This is a genomic window from Nitriliruptor sp., from assembly GCF_040882075.1.
In the GTDB taxonomy this organism is placed as follows: Bacteria; Actinomycetota; Nitriliruptoria; order Nitriliruptorales; family Nitriliruptoraceae; genus Nitriliruptor.
Genome location: NZ_JBBEBZ010000004.1, coordinates 32,603 through 48,221 on the forward strand (window position 1 = coordinate 32,603; position 15,619 = coordinate 48,221).

16 protein-coding genes are annotated in these 15,619 nt (G+C 73.3%); 6 read left to right on the plus strand and 10 right to left on the minus strand.

What is annotated here, in order from left to right:
• Positions 1 to 80: 80 nt before the first annotated feature.
• The 6 genes from WEB03_RS00405 to WEB03_RS00430 all read right to left on the minus strand — a co-directional run bounded on the left by WEB03_RS00405 (position 81) and on the right by WEB03_RS00430 (position 5,410).
• Positions 81 to 1,964 carry a peptidoglycan D,D-transpeptidase FtsI family protein gene (locus tag WEB03_RS00405; protein ID WP_368068995.1) on the minus strand — a complete coding sequence of 628 codons (1,884 nt, stop codon included), beginning with the start codon at positions 1,962 to 1,964 and terminating at the stop codon, positions 81 to 83.
• A 21-nt stretch (positions 1,965 to 1,985) separates the two neighbouring features.
• On the minus strand, positions 1,986 to 2,435 hold the full coding sequence (locus WEB03_RS00410) for a hypothetical protein (protein WP_368068996.1): 450 nt from the start codon (positions 2,433 to 2,435) through the stop codon (positions 1,986 to 1,988).
• Positions 2,432 to 3,430: a 16S rRNA (cytosine(1402)-N(4))-methyltransferase RsmH gene (rsmH, locus tag WEB03_RS00415; RefSeq protein ID WP_368068997.1), complete on the minus strand. Its 999-nt coding sequence runs from the start codon at positions 3,428 to 3,430 to the stop codon at positions 2,432 to 2,434. Before rsmH ends, WEB03_RS00410 begins: the two co-directional genes overlap by 4 nt.
• Before the next feature lie 14 nt (positions 3,431 to 3,444).
• Positions 3,445 to 3,714, minus strand: coding sequence for a hypothetical protein (locus WEB03_RS00420; protein ID WP_368068998.1), 270 nt, complete (start codon positions 3,712 to 3,714; stop codon positions 3,445 to 3,447).
• Between the two features lie 86 nt (positions 3,715 to 3,800).
• Positions 3,801 to 4,223 carry a division/cell wall cluster transcriptional repressor MraZ gene (mraZ, locus tag WEB03_RS00425; protein ID WP_368068999.1) on the minus strand — a complete coding sequence of 141 codons (423 nt, stop codon included), beginning with the start codon at positions 4,221 to 4,223 and terminating at the stop codon, positions 3,801 to 3,803.
• Between the two features lie 578 nt (positions 4,224 to 4,801).
• Positions 4,802 to 5,410, minus strand: a complete 609-nt coding sequence (locus WEB03_RS00430) for a TetR/AcrR family transcriptional regulator (protein ID WP_368069000.1) — start codon at positions 5,408 to 5,410, stop codon at positions 4,802 to 4,804.
• Between the two features lie 172 nt (positions 5,411 to 5,582).
• On the opposite strand from WEB03_RS00430, the gene WEB03_RS00435 reads away from it, so the two are divergent.
• The 4 genes from WEB03_RS00435 (at position 5,583) to WEB03_RS00450 (ending at position 10,559) form a co-directional block, all read left to right on the plus strand.
• A complete protein-coding gene (locus WEB03_RS00435) occupies positions 5,583 to 5,846 on the plus strand; it encodes a hypothetical protein (RefSeq protein WP_368069001.1) in 264 nt (87 codons plus the stop codon).
• A gap of 209 nt (positions 5,847 to 6,055) precedes the next feature.
• Complete coding sequence (locus tag WEB03_RS00440; protein WP_368069010.1) at positions 6,056 to 6,985, plus strand: AAA family ATPase; 930 nt, start codon at positions 6,056 to 6,058, stop codon at positions 6,983 to 6,985.
• Positions 6,986 to 6,993: 8 nt separating this feature from the next.
• Positions 6,994 to 8,238: a DUF58 domain-containing protein gene (locus WEB03_RS00445; RefSeq protein WP_368069002.1), complete on the plus strand. Its 1,245-nt coding sequence runs from the start codon at positions 6,994 to 6,996 to the stop codon at positions 8,236 to 8,238.
• On the plus strand, positions 8,238 to 10,559 hold the full coding sequence (locus tag WEB03_RS00450; protein ID WP_368069003.1) for a transglutaminaseTgpA domain-containing protein: 2,322 nt from the start codon (positions 8,238 to 8,240) through the stop codon (positions 10,557 to 10,559). Before WEB03_RS00445 ends, WEB03_RS00450 begins: the two co-directional genes overlap by 1 nt.
• A 9-nt stretch (positions 10,560 to 10,568) precedes the next feature.
• On the opposite strand, the gene WEB03_RS00455 is transcribed toward WEB03_RS00450, so the two are convergent.
• Both WEB03_RS00455 and WEB03_RS00460 read right to left on the minus strand, forming a co-directional pair.
• The gene (locus WEB03_RS00455; protein WP_368069004.1) at positions 10,569 to 10,889 is read right to left on the minus strand and encodes a DUF3040 domain-containing protein; all 321 of its coding nucleotides are present in this window, start codon (positions 10,887 to 10,889) and stop codon (positions 10,569 to 10,571) included.
• 97 nt (positions 10,890 to 10,986) lie between these two features.
• Positions 10,987 to 11,781, minus strand: a complete 795-nt coding sequence (locus tag WEB03_RS00460; protein ID WP_368069005.1) for an enoyl-CoA hydratase/isomerase family protein — start codon at positions 11,779 to 11,781, stop codon at positions 10,987 to 10,989.
• 292 nt (positions 11,782 to 12,073) lie between these two features.
• Here WEB03_RS00460 and WEB03_RS00465 point away from each other — a divergent pair, with 292 nt between their 5' ends.
• On the plus strand, positions 12,074 to 13,651 hold the full coding sequence (locus WEB03_RS00465) for a sensor histidine kinase (protein ID WP_368069006.1): 1,578 nt from the start codon (positions 12,074 to 12,076) through the stop codon (positions 13,649 to 13,651).
• A gap of 22 nt (positions 13,652 to 13,673) precedes the next feature.
• Here the strand turns inward: WEB03_RS00465 and WEB03_RS00470 are convergent, their stop codons facing one another.
• Positions 13,674 to 14,003, minus strand: a complete 330-nt coding sequence (locus tag WEB03_RS00470) for a hypothetical protein (RefSeq protein WP_368069007.1) — start codon at positions 14,001 to 14,003, stop codon at positions 13,674 to 13,676.
• Positions 14,004 to 14,072: 69 nt separating this feature from the next.
• On the opposite strand from WEB03_RS00470, the gene WEB03_RS00475 reads away from it, so the two are divergent.
• Positions 14,073 to 14,723: a response regulator gene (locus tag WEB03_RS00475; RefSeq protein ID WP_368069008.1), complete on the plus strand. Its 651-nt coding sequence runs from the start codon at positions 14,073 to 14,075 to the stop codon at positions 14,721 to 14,723.
• Between the two features lie 292 nt (positions 14,724 to 15,015).
• On the opposite strand, the gene WEB03_RS00480 is transcribed toward WEB03_RS00475, so the two are convergent.
• The coding region (locus WEB03_RS00480; protein WP_368069009.1) for a transposase at positions 15,016 to 15,619 on the minus strand (604 nt) is incomplete at its 5' end.

Below are 15,619 nucleotides of genomic sequence, written 5' to 3' on the forward strand. Positions count from 1 at the left end.
GCGAGGTGGGCCGCCGGAGCGTAACGGCCGGGACCGCCCTCCCCACGCACCCGGAGACGCCCGCACGGACGCCCAGGGGCTCAGTCGTCCGCCGGGTCCGCTGCTCGTCCCGCGGCCTGGACCTCGGCCGCCTGACGGGCTGCCCGCGCCGCCGCCATGGCCTCCTCGAGCGAGGTCCCGGCGCTGTCCGGCAGGACCCGGCGGCTGGCGAGGGCCGTGCCCATGACCTCGGAGAACACCGGTGCCGCCACCAACCCGCCGTAGTAGACCGGCCCGGGGTCGTCGACCATGACGGCCACGACGAGCTGGGGGTCCTCGGCGGGGGCGAACCCGACGAAGGTCGCGATGTACTCACCGGAGTAGCCGCGCGAGTCTGGGCTCGGCTTCCGCGCCGTCCCGGTCTTGCCCGCGGCCCGGTACCCGTCCACGGCAGCACGGTGGCCGGTCCCGTCGTCACCCGACACGACCCGCTCGAGCATCCGTTGCACCTGCTGGGCCGTCTCGTCGGACACGACCCGCCGTTCGGTGGGATCCGCGGCGGGCGTGAGCCGCCCATCCTCGCCGACCGTGCCCCGCACGATGCGCGGGGCCACGGCCACCCCGTCGTTCGCGAGCGTCGCGTAGCCGTTGGCGAGCTGGAGCAGGCTCGTGGCCACGCCCTGGCCGATGGCGATCGTCGGCAGCGAGGTCCCCCACCACTGATCGACGGGGCTGAGCAGACCGGCGGACTCACCGGGGAAACCGGTGCCCGTCGAGCTGCCCTGACCGAACGAACGCAGGTAGGCATCGAGCCGGTCCTCGCCGAGCTGCTGAGCGACGGCGATGGTCCCGACGTTCGAGCTGCGCTCCATGATCTCGGTGAGCGACCAGTCGGAGGTCGGCTGCGGCGTCGCATCGGTGAACGTCTTGTCGGCCACGGTGATGCTGGACGGGACGCGCAGGACCGCGTCCTCGTGGGTGAGCCCCTCCTCGATCGCGGCCGCGATCGTGAACGCCTTCTGGACCGATCCAGGCTCGAAGACGTCGGTCACGGCACGGTTGCGCCACGTGGCCGGGTCGGTGTCACCTCGCCGGTTCGGGTCGAAGGTCGGCGCGGAGGCCATCGCGAGCACGTCGCCGGTGCCCACCTCGAGGACGAGCACCGACGCGCCGGCGGCACCGTGTTCCTCGGTGACCGCGACCGCGGCACGCTCGGCGGCGTGCTGCACCTCACGGTCGAGGGTGAGGACGAGGTCGGTCCCGGGCTCGGACGGGATCAGCTCACGCGTGCCCGAGGCGATGTCCAACCCGCCCGGTGCCCGTTCGAGGGTCAGCATGCCGGGCCGGCCGAGCAGCAGGTCCTCGTAGCGCGCCTCGAGGCCCTGGAGGCCCTCACCGTCGATGCCGGTGAACCCGACGACCTGGCCAGCGAGGCCGGAGGCCGGGTAGACCCGCTTCGGCTCGGCGATCACGCCGATGCCGTCGAGCTCGAGCTCCCGCACCGCGACACCGACCTCGTGGTCGAGCTGCCGGGCGAGGTAGGCGAAGTGCCCGTCACCGGTCAGCGCGGCGGCGATGTCGGCCGCGTCACGGGCGAGGACGGGGGCGAGCTGCGCAGCCACGGTCGCGGCATCGGCCGCCGGTGGCACGATCAGACCGTCGGGCGTCTCGCGCGGACGGAAGGCACGGGGGTCGGCGTAGATGGTCGCCGCCTGCACGGTGGTGGCGAGCACGTCACCGTCCCGGTCGTAGATGCGTCCTCGCTCCCCAGCCAGCTCGATCACGCGGGCACGCTGCGACGCGCTGAGATCGGCGTAGCCGGGAGCGTCGACGACCTGGACACGCACGAGCTGGGCGACCACGACGGCCGCGATCAGCAGGTAGATCACGAGCAGCCACCGCAGACGGTGGACGGCGGTGACGTCGCCACCTCGCCGGGCGATGGTGTGTCGTGGACGTGCGGCGAGGCGGTGCGGTTCGGTCACATCTTCCCCCGGGAGGTCGTGCTAACGGTTCGCGGACAGCACGGGCTTGAGCGGATCGGCAGCGTCGCCGGGGAGTGCCTCGGTGACGGCACCGTCGGCCGGCAGGGCACGGGTCAACGCCAGGTGCCGGGACGGACCGGAGGGGACGAGCCCGAGATCGAACGCGGCCTCGCGGATGCGCGCCGGGTCCTCGAGTGCGGCGACGTCGACCAGACGCTGCGCGTAGGCACGCTCGCCCTCGGTCACGCGGGCCTCGAGCTGACGCGCCTCGACCGCCTGCCCGGCCGCCAGCGCGTTGAGCGTCACCGTCCCGAAGATCGCTCCGGCCAGCACGATGATCGTCGCGAGCGCGTAGGCCAGAGTGTGGACGGGACGAGCGGGCTGCACCACCCGGAGCTGCGGACGTTGCTGTGCGCGTCGTGCGGGGGGCGCGACACGCTGGCGAGCCCGTGGTGGGGCGACGGCGCTCATCGGTGGACCTCGGTGGGTTCGGGGGTCTGGACGGGGGTGTCGAGTCGGCGCACGGCCCGCAGGCGAGCGGCCGAGGCGCGGGGGTTGGTCGCCACCTCCGCGGCGCTCGGACGCTCGATCTTGCGGACGACGTGCTCGACGAGGGGGACGCGGCCGCAGGCACACACCGGGAGACCCGGGGGGCAGGTGCACCCGCGGGCCGCGTCGACGAAGGCCCGCTTGACGCTGCGGTCCTCCAGACTGTGGTAGCTGAGGGCGACCACGAGGCCGCCGGGGGCGAGCTGCGCGATGGCGTCCGGCAGGACCGCCTCGAGCGCGTCGAGCTCGCCGTTGACCGCGATGCGCAGGGCCTGGAAGGTCCGCGTCGCGGGGTGTCCACCGGTGCGGCGCCGCGCCGCCGGGATGGCGTCGCGCACGACCTCGGCCAACGCCGTGGTGGTGGTCAGGGGCCGGGCCGCGACGATGGCGCGCGCGATGCGGTCGGCCATCGGTTCCTCGCCGAAGCGGCGGATGATCCGCGACAGCTCGACCGCGGACAGGGTGTCGATCAGGTCGGCCGCGGTCGTCGCGCCGTCGGGGTCCATCCGCATGTCGAGCGGACCCTCCTGGCGGTAGGAGAAGCCGCGCTCGGCGCGGTCGACGTGCATCGACGAGATGCCGAGGTCGAACAGGACGCCGGCGACCCGATCGATGCCGAGCTCATCCAGCGCGTCGGCCATCCCGTCGAAGCGGGTCCGCACCAGGTGGACGTCCACGCCATCTCGGGCGCTGAGGTCGGCGAGGTGATCGCGAGCGAGGTCGAGCGCGAGGGGATCGCGGTCCAGCCCGACGAGCACGGCTCGGCCGTACCGGTCGGCGCGCGCCTCGGTGATGGCCCGGGCGTGTCCCGCTGCCCCGAGGGTCGCGTCGACGATGACCCCATCGGGAGCGTCCGCGAGCAGTCCGACGATCCGGTCCAGGAGGACCGGCACGTGCGGGCGGGGGGCGGCGGACACGGGCACCTCGGGGCTCAGGCGGACGCGGCGGTGGGCACGCGGTCGAGATCGATGTCGAACTGGTGCACACGGACGGTGAGCCGCGACGCCGCGGAGGCAGCCACGGGTCGGACCGGCCGCGCCGGGGCGGCGTCGACCAGGTCGAGCGCCAGCGCGCCGAGGGCGGCGCGACAGCTCCGGGCATCGCCCCGCACGGCGTCATCGATGCGGGCGCGGGCGGCGCTGCGGTCGGGTTCGGGGAGCCGTTGCACGGTGGCGAGCAGGTCGGTGACGGTCTGCAGCACGGGGCGCTCCTCGGCCGGGATCGGGGCGGACATCGGTCGTCGCGTGGGGACGGAGGTCGCACGCGTGGGGGCGGGACGAGCGGCGGTCACGGGGCGAACGGGGCGGAGAAGTTGGCGAACGCGTCCTCGGCGGCCCCGCGGTAGGACTCCCACGCGGTCCGGTCCCAGATCTCGACCTTCTCGTCGGCGCCGTTGATCGTGAGGTCCTTGTCGAGCCCGGCGTAGTCGCGCAGCCGGGTCGGGATGACGACCCGACCCTGCGCGTCCGGGGTCTCCTGCTGGGCACCGGCGAGCAGCACCCGCAGGTAGAGCCGGGCGCGCTCGTCCTCGCGGGGCAGGGACCGCAGCTCCTCGACGCGCCGCTCGAAGGCGGTCTGGGGGTAGACGTCGATGCAGCGGTCCTGGGACGGGGCGAACACCAGGCCGCTCGACAACCGCTCCCGGAAGCGGGCAGGGAGGATGACCCTGCCCTTCGCGTCCAGCGTGTGCTGGTGCTCTCCGAGGAACACGGCGTCCGTCTGCGGGTCGTCGGGCTCCCCCGGTTGGGAAGCCCCTCCACTTCGCTCCACTCTACGGCACACCACCCACCCGGTCAACGGTACGCCAGAGTTCCCGCAGGTCAGCCCCACTTCCAGCGCCACACCCCCCGCACACCCGCTCCCCCGCTCACCCACCCACGACCACCCTGACCAGCCCTCCACACCCCCGAACAGGCCGAAACCGGCCCCGAGGTGGCGCGAAGTGGTGGACACCCCGACCCCGAGGGGAGCGAGGTGGAGGAGGGTCACCACCAGGGAGTGCCCTGGAGCCCCGGCGGAACGATCAGCGCTCAGCGAGCGGGGTCCGAGCCGAGGGAGCGCAGCGGGTGGCGGTCGCCGTAGCGGGGGCTCGCAGGTCGAGCGGAGCGATGACCTGCGGAGCGAGCGAGTCCGGAGGGCGACCGCCCCCCGCGGAGGCGACCGCCACCCGCGGAGCGGTCACCCACGGACCCAGCCCTGAACGCGGAGCCGACCGCCACCCGCGGAGCGTCGCGCAGGTGGTGAAGCGACCAGCCAGCCTCGGGGCTATCCGGACACGAGTAGGGGGATCAGCCGATCGGCTGGGTCAACCCGAGCAGCCCACCGAACCAGAGTGCAGCGAGGGTGCGGACGCGCGACGCCCGGTCCTCGGCATCGTCCGCACGCAGGCCCTGGGTGGCGTACCCCTCCACCATCGCCACCAGGGCCGCCGCGGCGACCTTCGGGTCGTGCGGTGTGCTGGCGAGGGCGGGGTCGAGCTGCTGGGCCACGCGGGCGATGTACCCGTCGCGGACCTCGCGGAGGCGCTGGCGGAAGTGCGGCTCGTGGGCGGATGCCTCGAGCCAGGTGCCGACGACGTCGGCGTGGTCCGCGAAGACGTCGACGAACCGCTCGATGACGGTCGCGATGGCCTGCGCCGCGTCGGGCGCGTCCCACGGTTCCTCGACGACGGTCTGCAGCTCGCGGGCCGTCTCGTCGATCAGCGCGTCGAGCGCACCGGCCTTGTTGGTGAAGTAGGTGTAGAAGGTCCCGTGGCTCACCCCGGCAGCCGCGACCACGTCCTCGACCCGTGCGGCCGCGTACCCGCGCTCGGCGAAGACCTGGCGTGCCGCGTCCCGCAGGCGCGCGGCGGTGCGTTCACCTCGCGACGTGCGAGGGACGGCTGGGACGTCGGACACGCGCGCTCCTGCCTGGCGTGGTCCACCGGTCGGTGGCGCACCGACGACCGTAGTCGTCGCCCGCTGGTGGGGAACGCTCGGCGCGGACGAGTTCGTTGACGGTCACGTCAGGTTCGGGCAGGCTCGTCTCCGGAGGTCGGATCGCCTGACCCCGGGACGAGGGAGACGACCCGTGGCCTACACCTGTGACCGCTGCGACACGACCGCCACCGGCAGCCGGGTGGTGTTCACCACCGAGGCCACCGACGAGAGCGGCGTGGACGTCAGCGTCGAGAAGCGCTGGGTGACCTGCCCGGGCTGCGCCGACGAGGTCTTCACGCGCCTGTCGATGCCGTCCCCGTTCGCCTCCGGCGACGGTCGTACCGTGGCCTTCCCCGACGATGACGGTCTGGTGGCGGCGCACGCGGGTGGGTACGCCGGGAAGATCTCGCGCTAACGACCCGCACCATCGCGCGGTAGCGCCCGGCACCGGGGGGCAGCACCCGCCGGTCCCGTTACCATCACGCCGCCTCCAGCGAGGGGGCCGCGGACGACCATGTCCGCGACCAGGGCGGCCGGCGTCATGACACGACACCGGCTCGACGGGGAGACCCGGCACCGGTGACCACCGCACGCCGCACGCGAAGCCGCCCCGACCTCGACCAGGTGCGGGGGACGATCGCGCGCATCGAGGCCAACGTCCGCGCGGTGATCGAGGGCAAGCCCGAGGTCGCACGGCTCGCCATCATCGCGCTGCTGTCCGAGGGGCACCTGCTGATCGAGGACGTCCCCGGCGTCGGCAAGACGATGCTGGCCAAGGCGCTCGCCCGCTCGATCGACTGCAGCGTCGCCCGCGTGCAGTTCACCCCCGACCTGCTGCCCTCCGACGTGACGGGCGTCACCGTCTACTCCCCCGACACCGGGCACTTCGAGTTCCGCCCGGGGCCGGTGTTCGCCAACCTCGTGCTCGGCGACGAGATCAACCGGGCCGGGCCGAAGACCCAGTCGGCGCTGCTCGAGTGCATGGAGGAGCGGACCGTCACGATCGACGGGACGACCTACGAGCTCGCGGCGCCGTTCATGGTCATCGCGACCCAGAACCCCATCGAGCTCGAAGGCACCTACCCGCTGCCCGAAGCGCAACGGGACCGGTTCCTCATGCGCATCTCGATCGGGTACCCGGACGCCGAGGACGAGCTGGCGATCCTGCGCACCCACGGGCACGGGGACCGACTCGCCTCGCTCGCACCGGTCGCCGACGCCACCGAGGTCGCGGCCGCCATCGAGGCGATCCGCGAGGTGCACGTCGCCGAACCGCTCGAGCGCTACCTCGTCGCCCTCTGCCGTGCGACCCGCTCCCACCCGGAGGTCGAGCTCGGCGCGTCACCGCGCGCATCGCTGGCGCTGCTGCGCGCGACCCGGGCCGCCGCCGCCGTCGCGGGTCGCGACTACGCCATCCCTGACGACGTCAAGGCGCTCGCGCCGCACCTGCTGCCTCACCGTCTCATCCTGCGTCCGGAAGCGCAGCTCGCCGGGCACGATCCCGTGGACGTCATCCTCGACGTGATCGACGGCGTCCCGGCCCCGACCGAGTAGGAGCCCGAGTGCTGACCGAGCGTGGGTCGGGTCTCGTCGGCGCTGCCGTCCTGCTCTACCTCGCCTCCCGCGCGTTCGGCGTCGCCGAGCTCCAGCTCGCGGCCGTCGCTGCGCTCGCGCTCCTCGCGGCCGCGTTGTTGTTCGTGTGGACGACCTCGGCGACGCTCGACGCGGTTCGGTTCGTGCGCCCGGGTCGTCTGCACTTCGACGCCGAGGCCGCGGTGGAGGTCACCGTCCGCAACACCGGCCGGCTGCCCACGGCCACGCTCGAGCTGCACGACCACCTCCCGCTCGTGCTCGGCGGCGGCGGGTCGGTGACCGTGCCCCCCCTGGCGCCCGGAGCCCGGGTCACCCTCACCACACCGCTCCGGGGCCAGCAGCGTGGGCGCTTCACCGTCGGTCCGCTGCGGGTGAGGTTGCGTGACCCGTTCGGCCTGATCGCCCGATCACGCGACCTGCCGGGGACCGCCGAGGTGATCGTCTACCCCCCGGTCTGGGCCCTACCCGCCGGACTACCGCTCGGGGGCGCGAACTCGACCGGTGGCGAGGGCACACCCCGCCCACTGGCGTCCGGGGAGGACCGCTCGACGGTCCGCGAGTACGTGCAAGGTGACGACCTGCGCGCCGTCCACTGGGCCTCGACCGCCCACCGCGGCAAGCTCATGGTGCGCCAGGCCGAAGCGCCGCAGGATCCGCGTGCCTGCGTGCTGGTCGATGTACGCGCCGATCGCCACCACGGGCACGGACCCGGAGCGTCGATCGAGGCGGCGGTCGCCGCCGCTGCGTCGGTCACCTTCCACCTCGCCGACCGTGGTCGCGGCGTGGTCGTCATCGACGGACCGCTCACGTCCGCCCCGCGCGCTCGGTCCGCCGAAGCGTGGCTCGAACACCTCGCGGTCGTCGAGCCGCGACCGGTGGACCTGCCGGCTGTCCTCCAACAGCTCGGGCAGGGGCTGGCCGGCGATGGCGCGCTCGTGGCCGTCCTGACCGTCCCCGACCCGGTGGAGCTCCAGCTGCTCGTGCGGACCGGTCGTGCGTTCACATCCCGGGTGGCGCTGCTGATCGACGCGGAACGCTACGGCGGTCGCGGGGCCCGGCAGGTGGTCGATCCGGTCGCGACGGCGGACCGCCTGCGGGCTGCGGGGTGGCGGGTGACCGTCGTCGGGCCGGGCGACCGGCTCGACCTCCACTGGCGCGAACTGGTGGTCGCCCGACCGGCGATGTCCGGCACCGCCGGCGGCGGGCTCCGCTGATGCGCGACACGATCCTTGCCGCTGCGCTCGCCCTCGTGCTGTTCGCCACCGCACCGGCCTACTCCCGCGTCCTCGTCGACGACACCTGGCGGGGGCGCTCCCTCGCGGCCGGGCTGATGGCGCTCGCCGTCGGCTGGGCCGTCCGTCGGGTCGGCGGTGGCGCGTTCGCGGCGCTCACCTCCTCGGTGGTGGGCCTCGTGCTGTTCACCTACGTGACAGCGCTGCCCTCCGTCGGTCTGCTGCCCGACGCGAGCTCGCTGGCCACCTTCCGCGATCTGCTCGACGCGGCCGCGATCGGGCTGCGCGACGAGATCGCACCGGTCGCCTCGACACCGGCGTTCACCGCGGCGATCGCCACCGGCGCGTGGCTGGCCAGCTACCTCGCTCACGAGCTGACGGTGCGTTTCCGCCGGGCCGGCGCCGGGCTCGTGCCGTTCCTGGTGTTCTGGGCGCTGCCCCTGACCGTGCCGATGGACGACCCGGGCAGCGCGGTGCTGCGAGCGCTGCCCTTCCTCGCGGCGGTCGGCATCGTGCTCCTGCTGAGCACCCCGCAGGGCGGTGAGGACGACACGCCGCGGGCGACGGTCTCGGGGTTGGCGGTCGGAGCGGGCGCGCTGTCGGTCGCGCTCATCGCGCCGTTGCTGCTGCCCGGCTACGGCGGTGCCGCGTGGGTCGACCTCAGCGGCGCCGAGTCGCCGCGTGGGTACCAACCGATCGTCGACGTCACCGAGCGTCTACAGCTGCCCGGTGAACGCGACGTGCTCCGCATCCGCTCGAGCGAACGGCTCTACCTCCGGCTCGCCGGGCTCGACAGCTTCGACGGGGGCACCTGGCGGCTCGGACCGTCGGGAGCGGGCAGCTTCCAACCGGCCGAGTCGTCGCTCTACCGAGCTGATAGCCCCCTCCCTCCGGAGGAGCCCGCCCGCGCCACGGCGACGGCGCGCGTCGAGGTCGAGGTCCTCGACCTCGCCAACATCTACGTCCCGACGCCGTACCAACCCGTGACGGTCCGGGGCCAGCTCGCGGGCGAGATGGTGTGGTCCACCGAGGGCGGGTTCCTGGCGACCTGGAGCGTGGCGGAAGGTGAGGGCCTGACCGGGCAACCGCGCGTCGGCGTGTCCGAGGGTGCGACCTACGCCGTCGACGCCGAACGTCCCGTGCCGTCGATCGACCAGCTACGGGCCGTCGAGCTCGACGGGGAGACGCGTGCACGGTGGACGGCGCTGCCCCGCGACTACGCCCGCTTGGCCGAGGCCGCGGGCGCCGTCTACGAGGCCGCTGGTGCCACCACGGACGTCGACCGGGCGCTGGCGTTGCAGGACTGGTTCACCGACGGGGGCCGGTTCACCTACGACCTCGACGTCCCCGCCCTCCGTGGCGACCAGGCCCTCGAACGGTTCGTCCTCGAGGACCGGGTCGGGTACTGCGAGTACTTCGCCACGGCGATGGCCGTGATGCTCCGCGCGACCGGCATCCCCGCGCGCGTCGCCGTTGGCTTCCTGCCGGGCACGGTCACCGATCCGGCCGATCCCGACGCGGGACAACCGCTGACCGAGTACACCGTCTCGACGGCGGACGCACACGCCTGGGTCGAGGTGCTCTTCCCGGGGTACGGCTGGATCACCTTCGAACCGACGCCACGTAGCGACCTGACCCAGATCGTGCCGACCGAGGAGGACCTCGCCCCGGTCGAGAACCTCCGCGAACGCCGGCTCCGCGAGCTCGGCGAGCTCGACACCGGTGAGCAACAGACCCCCACCCCCGACACCCCGGACCCCGTCCCCGCCCCGGACTCGGCGACGCCGACCGATCCCGGCACCGATCAGAGTGGGACCGAGGACGGCGCCGATGACGGCGGCCCGTGGTGGCCGTGGGTGCTGGCCCTCGGCCTGCTGGCCCTCATCGGGACGGTCGTGCTGTCGCGCCGCGACCGCGCGGCCGGCCACACCGCTCCCGAGGCGCGGGTGCTCGCTGCCCAACGTTCGCTGCTGGCCACCGGTCGCCGCTACGGCGTCGGCCGGGCGCCGCAGGAGACGACCGCCGAGGTGGTGCGTCGCTGGCAGGCCGAGGGGCGGGTCAGCGCCGGCGGGGACCGGTTCGCCGCCCTCGCGCAGGCGGCCGCCTTCGGTGGCGACGTCGACGCGGCCATCGCCGCCGAGGCCGAAGCGCTCGTGGCCGACCTCGAGGCCGAGCTCCGGGCGTCGGTGTCGCCCCGGGACCGGGCGCTGTCACCGCTGCGGGTGCCGCTGGAGACCACCGCAGCCAGCGCGCGTCGCGCGGGTGCGGCCGTGATCTCGCGAGCCCCCGGCCGTCGCGGGTGACCTGGCTCGCTAGGGGGCATCGTCCGGTGAGACGGCCCGCGACGGGGTCGGAGCCAGCTGCTCACGGACGGCCGTCGCACCGAGCACGATGGCGGTGAGGATGCAGACCATCCCGATGGCGGCCACCCCGATCGAGGTGAACGCCAGCGAGAGCACCAGGAGCACGCCGACGATCCCGAGGCCGATGGCTGCACGCAGTCGACGCTGACGGGGCCAGACCAGAGGCGAGGCGGGGGTGCGCCGCGAGCGGGCGACGAAGCGCGGGTCATCCTCGGCGAGCTGCCGCTCGATCTCGGCGAGGATGCGCTCCTCGTGCTCCGACAGCGGCATCGACGATCCTCTGGAAGACGTCGCGCGAGCGTACCGATGCCCCCTCGGCGACGCACACGGTCGACCAGCGGGGGCCGGACGCTCGCGAGGGCGTCGGTCAGGCGCCGGTGAAGCGGGGGTCGCGCCGCTCGAGGGAGGCGGTGACCGCCTCGGTGAAGTCCGGTCCGGACAGGCAGGCGAGCTGGGTCTCGGCCTCGACACGGAGCGCGGCGGCACGGTCGCGTTCGAGGTTCTCGCGCAGGAGGCGTGGCGCCCGGCGCACCGAACCAGGACCTGCGGCGAGCGCGGCGGTTCGCTCGTGCGCGTCGGCGACGGGGTCGTCACCACCGAGCCGCCACTCGGCCAGCCCGATGGCCAGCGCCTCGTCAGCGTCGACCCGCCGAGCCGTGAGCGTCAGCTCCGTCGCACGACCGAGCCCGACCAAGCGCGGCAGGCGCCACGAGCCGCCGAGATCGGGGACCAGCGCCCACCTCGCTTCCAGCACCGACAGCTGCGCGTCCGGTGCCACAGCGCGCAGGTGGCAGGCGGCGGCGAGCTGGATACCGCCACCGAAGCAGTACCCCTCGATGCAGGCGACGGTCGGCTTGTCGATGTCCTCGTAGGCGGTGAAGGCGCGCTGGAGGCGGGCGATGAACCCCTCCCCCGTCAGCTCCTCCTCACCATCCTCGGCCGAGTCGTGCGCGGCGAACACGCTCACGTCGAGCCCGGAGCTGAAGACCCCGTCACGCCCGCGGACGAGGACGGCGCCCACTCGATCGTCCGCTGCAGCCTGTTCGGCCCGGTCCGTGAGCTGGTCGAACACCTCGAGGCTCATGGCGTTCTTGACCTCGGGCCGTTCGATGGTCACGTGGGCGACCCGGTCGACGACCTCGTAGCTGACGACCTCGCTCACGCTGCGCCTCCTCCGATCGCGGGTCGGTACGTCGCTGCACCGGCCCCTCCTGGCGCCGAGCGTAGGCGGGCGCCAGCTGGCCGATGGGAGGCAGGGGCGCCGGAGGTGACCGTCGAAGCGTCCGTGTTCAGGGTTCCCCGTCGCCGCGTTCGTGTCAGGGTCCTCCGGTACAACGTGTCGGGGACGTTCCGGGGCGGACGTTCAGGGGCGTGCACGAGTGCAGAGGGACGTGGTGGATCCGGCAGTTGGAGGCGACGGCCGTTCGAGGGGCCGAGCGTGGCGTGGCCAGCGCGTGGACCGGGGTGACCGGTACCGGGGCCCGGATCGGCGGCCACCGCTCAGCGACGGCACCGACGCCCGCTCGTGGTCGGGCGCCGGCCTCGGCCTGCTGGGACTGGCCATCATCGTGGGTCTGCTCGCGGTCGACACGGGTCTCCGCGAGGCGCTCCTGCCGTTCACCAGCCACCTCCAGGTCGCGGCTCTGGTGCTCACGGTGGTGTTCGCGGCCGCGTCCACCGGGCTGTGGCGGGTGACCGGTGAGGTCCGCGGCTGCCGCATCGCGACAGCGGCGTGGGCGCTGGCCGGCGTCGTCGCGCTCGACCTCGTCGGTCCGACGCCCGGTTCCGCACCGTGGCTGCTGCAGGCTGCCTTCGGCGCCAGCTCCGCCGCGTGGTTGCTGTGGGCAGCCGTCGGCCCCGACGTCGACACCCAGGCGAGGGCCGGACGCGATCTGCTGTCGGCGGCGCTGGCCACGCTCGCTCTCTGGGGTGTGCTGCTGGCCCTCGTCTGGCTCCCCGTCCCTGGTCAGGATTGGGTACCGGTGGTCCGGATCCTCGCCGTCACCTGGTGGGTCGTCGTCGCTATCAACGTCGCGGTGCGCTCGGCCGGCGCCCGCGCCTACCTGCCCGGTTGGACGCAGTGGGCGGTGGCGGGGATCGCGGCCGCCGAGGTCGTGCGCTTCATCGAGAGCGTCGGCGACCTCGCGCTCGCCTTCCCGTCGTCGACCGTGCGGTTCGGGGCGCTCGCCCTCGCCGCCGGCGGGACGGTCACGACGCTGGCCACGTTCGCCACGTCCCGCCGCGCCGAGCTGCACCACGCGTTGCTGCGCCAGCAGCGTGGCGAGGAGGACCAGCGTTCCGAGGCGGCCGAGCGTGACCACGAGTTCCGCAACGCGCTCATGGCCATCGAAGGCGCGACCCTGACGCTCCAACGCCACGGCGAGGAGCTGTCACCGGAGGTCCAGGAGCAGCTGACCGCCACGGTGGTCAACCAGCTCGCCGAGCTGCGCGGGATGATGCTCCGCGACCACGCACCGGCGGCGAGCCCAGGTGGACCGGCTGGCGACGCGAGCGGTTCCCGGGCGAGCGACGGCCGGGGGGTCACGTCCGCCGGGCCAGGCGACCACGGAACGCCGGTCCTTCACCTGGCCGATGTGGTGCGTGAACAGGTCGGGCTCGCGCGTGCGCGGGACCTGTCGGTCGAGCTGCGGCTCGCCAGCCTCATCACCTCGGAGATCCGCAGCGACCGCTCGGCGATCAGCCGCGTGGTCGACAACCTGCTCCGCAACGCCGAGGTCCACGGTTCCGGCGCCCGCGGCGGCCGGATCGACATCGAGGTCCGCAACGAGGGCGACCAGGTCGTCCTCAGCGTGCGGGACCACGGCCCAGGTGTGCCGATCGGCGAGGAGGAGTCGATCTTCCAGCGCGGCGTCCGACTGTCGCCGAGCTCCGCCGGTGAAGGCCTCGGCCTCCACATCGCTCGACGGACGATGCGCGACCTCGGCGGCGACCTGCGCCACGAGCACCCCACCGGCGGTGGCGCACGGTTCGTGGCCACGTTCCCGTCGGCCACAGCCGGAGGCGGAGGGTGAGAGCCAGGGGCGCTGCGGAGCGCTACTCGTCGGCGACCGTCGCGCCCGGGTGGAAGTGATGGATGGCTGCGACCACCTCGTGGACGTCACCGAGGTGCGTGGCGACCGGGCCCTGGTGGAGCACCCCACCGCCGCGCGCCTGCGGATCGTCGTCGAACACGATCGTCACATCGGCGTCGACCGGCGTCGTGCCCGGGGTGACGAGCGCCACGTCGTACCGGTCACTGGCCCCGTCTACGATGACGGTCACATCGGTTCGCTCGTCGACGAGCAGCACCCGCAGGCTGTCGGCGAGCAGGGGCGGCACCACCGAGAGGGCGATGCGCAAGCGGGGCGGGGTCGAGCTGTCCACACCGCATCGAAGCACGCTCTGAGACTGGACCGCATCATCTACATGGGGGAGAAACCCGACGTGCGACGGGTGACCATCGTCGAGGACCACGGGCTGATCGCGCAGACGGTCGCGGCAGCGCTGACGGCGCGTGGCACGGCGGTCGCGGTCATCGACCCGGCCCACACGAACGACGACCTGTTCGATGCCGTCACCGCGACGGAGCCGGACCTGGTGCTGCTCGACCTCGACTTCGGCGGGGGCCGCACCGGGCTGCCGCTGGTGGAGCCACTGGCGGCAGCTGACGTACGCGTGGTGATGGTGACCGGCGTCTCCGATCCGGTGCGCCGGGCGGAGTGCGTCGCCGCGGGGGCGATCGGTGTGCTGAGCAAGTCCGGTTCGTTCGACGAGCTGGTGGGCGCGATCGAGCGAGCGGTCGACCAGGGGACGCTGCTCTCCCCCGCCGAGCGCAACGACCACCTCGCGCTGCTGCGCGAGCACCGCGACGGTGAACGACGCCGATCGGCACCATTCGAGGCGTTGACGCAGCGAGAGGCCGAGGTGCTCGGTCAGCTCATGCACGGCCGCTCGGTCGACGAGGTCGCCAGGGCGGCCCACGTGACCGTCGCGACGGTCCGCACCCAGGTGCGAGCGATCCTGACCAAGCTGGGCGTCACCTCCCAGCTCGCCGCCACCGCGAAGGCCCGCGACGCCGGCTGGGATCCCCCGCTGGCCACCTGACCCGTCGCGCTGTCGGTCCCTGCGAACCCGGTCGCCCCGTCGTTGCCAGGCGCTTCTCCGGTTCTCGGTCGGCCACGCGGTGGGCCCGATCCGGTCGTGGTTTCAACAGAACTGATGATGCGGCCGGGGCCGTTCGGTCGGGATGCTCCCTCCTGTCAGCAACACCAGCGCGGGAGCGAGGGCCGCGAACCACGGATCGAGTCTGGTCGCCGGATCCGTGGGGAGCCCAATGGCGAAACCACCCCCCGTACACGAACCCACAGGGGAACCACATGAAGAAGTGGGCTCCTCGCTAGATCGTGTGGATTGTGGGTAGGGGCAGCCGTCCGGCGATGAGGTAGGCGATGGTGATCATCTTGGTCTTGGAGCGGTAGCCGCGAGCTTTGCGCTTGGCCGCCTGAACGAGCGAGTTGGTGCCCTCGAGGATGCCGTTGGACGACCGGGTCACATGCCAGCGCAGGATCCCGTCCCAGTGGGCCCGCACCATGCGCACGAACGTCTTGATCGGTTCCAGCCGGGAGCGGATCGCCCCGCGACACCAGCGGGTCAGGTAGGCCTCGGCCAGGCCGGGAGGCTGGTCGTAGAAGCCGTCGAAGTCCATCCGCCAGCGGTAGGCGCGGGCGGTGGCCAGTTGCGACGACGGTCGGGTCAGCCACGCCAGCGTCTCGGCCTGCCGGGCGGTGAGGTTGGCGGGACGCTTGAGCCAGATGTAGCGGGTGCGGGTCAGCTCCGGGTTGGCCTTGCGTTCCCCACGCCGGACCTGATCGACCGCGTCGGAAAGCTGGGCGACCACGTGGTAGCGGTCGAAGGTGATCTCGGCTTCGGGCAGGTGGTCGGTGACGCCACGGATGAACGCCGGGGACATGTCACAGCACACCGAGGTCACCTGGGTCGGG

What these genes read in the sequence shown, in the direction of transcription:
- WEB03_RS00410 (WP_368068996.1), bottom strand. Translation starts at nt 2,435, where the DNA reads ATGAGCGCCGTCGCCCCACCACGGGCTCGCCAGCGTGTCGCGCCCCCC.
- WEB03_RS00450 (WP_368069003.1), top strand. Translation starts at nt 8,238, where the DNA reads ATGCGCGACACGATCCTTGCCGCTGCGCTCGCCCTCGTGCTGTTCGCC.
- WEB03_RS00455 (WP_368069004.1), bottom strand. Translation starts at nt 10,889, where the DNA reads ATGCCGCTGTCGGAGCACGAGGAGCGCATCCTCGCCGAGATCGAGCGG.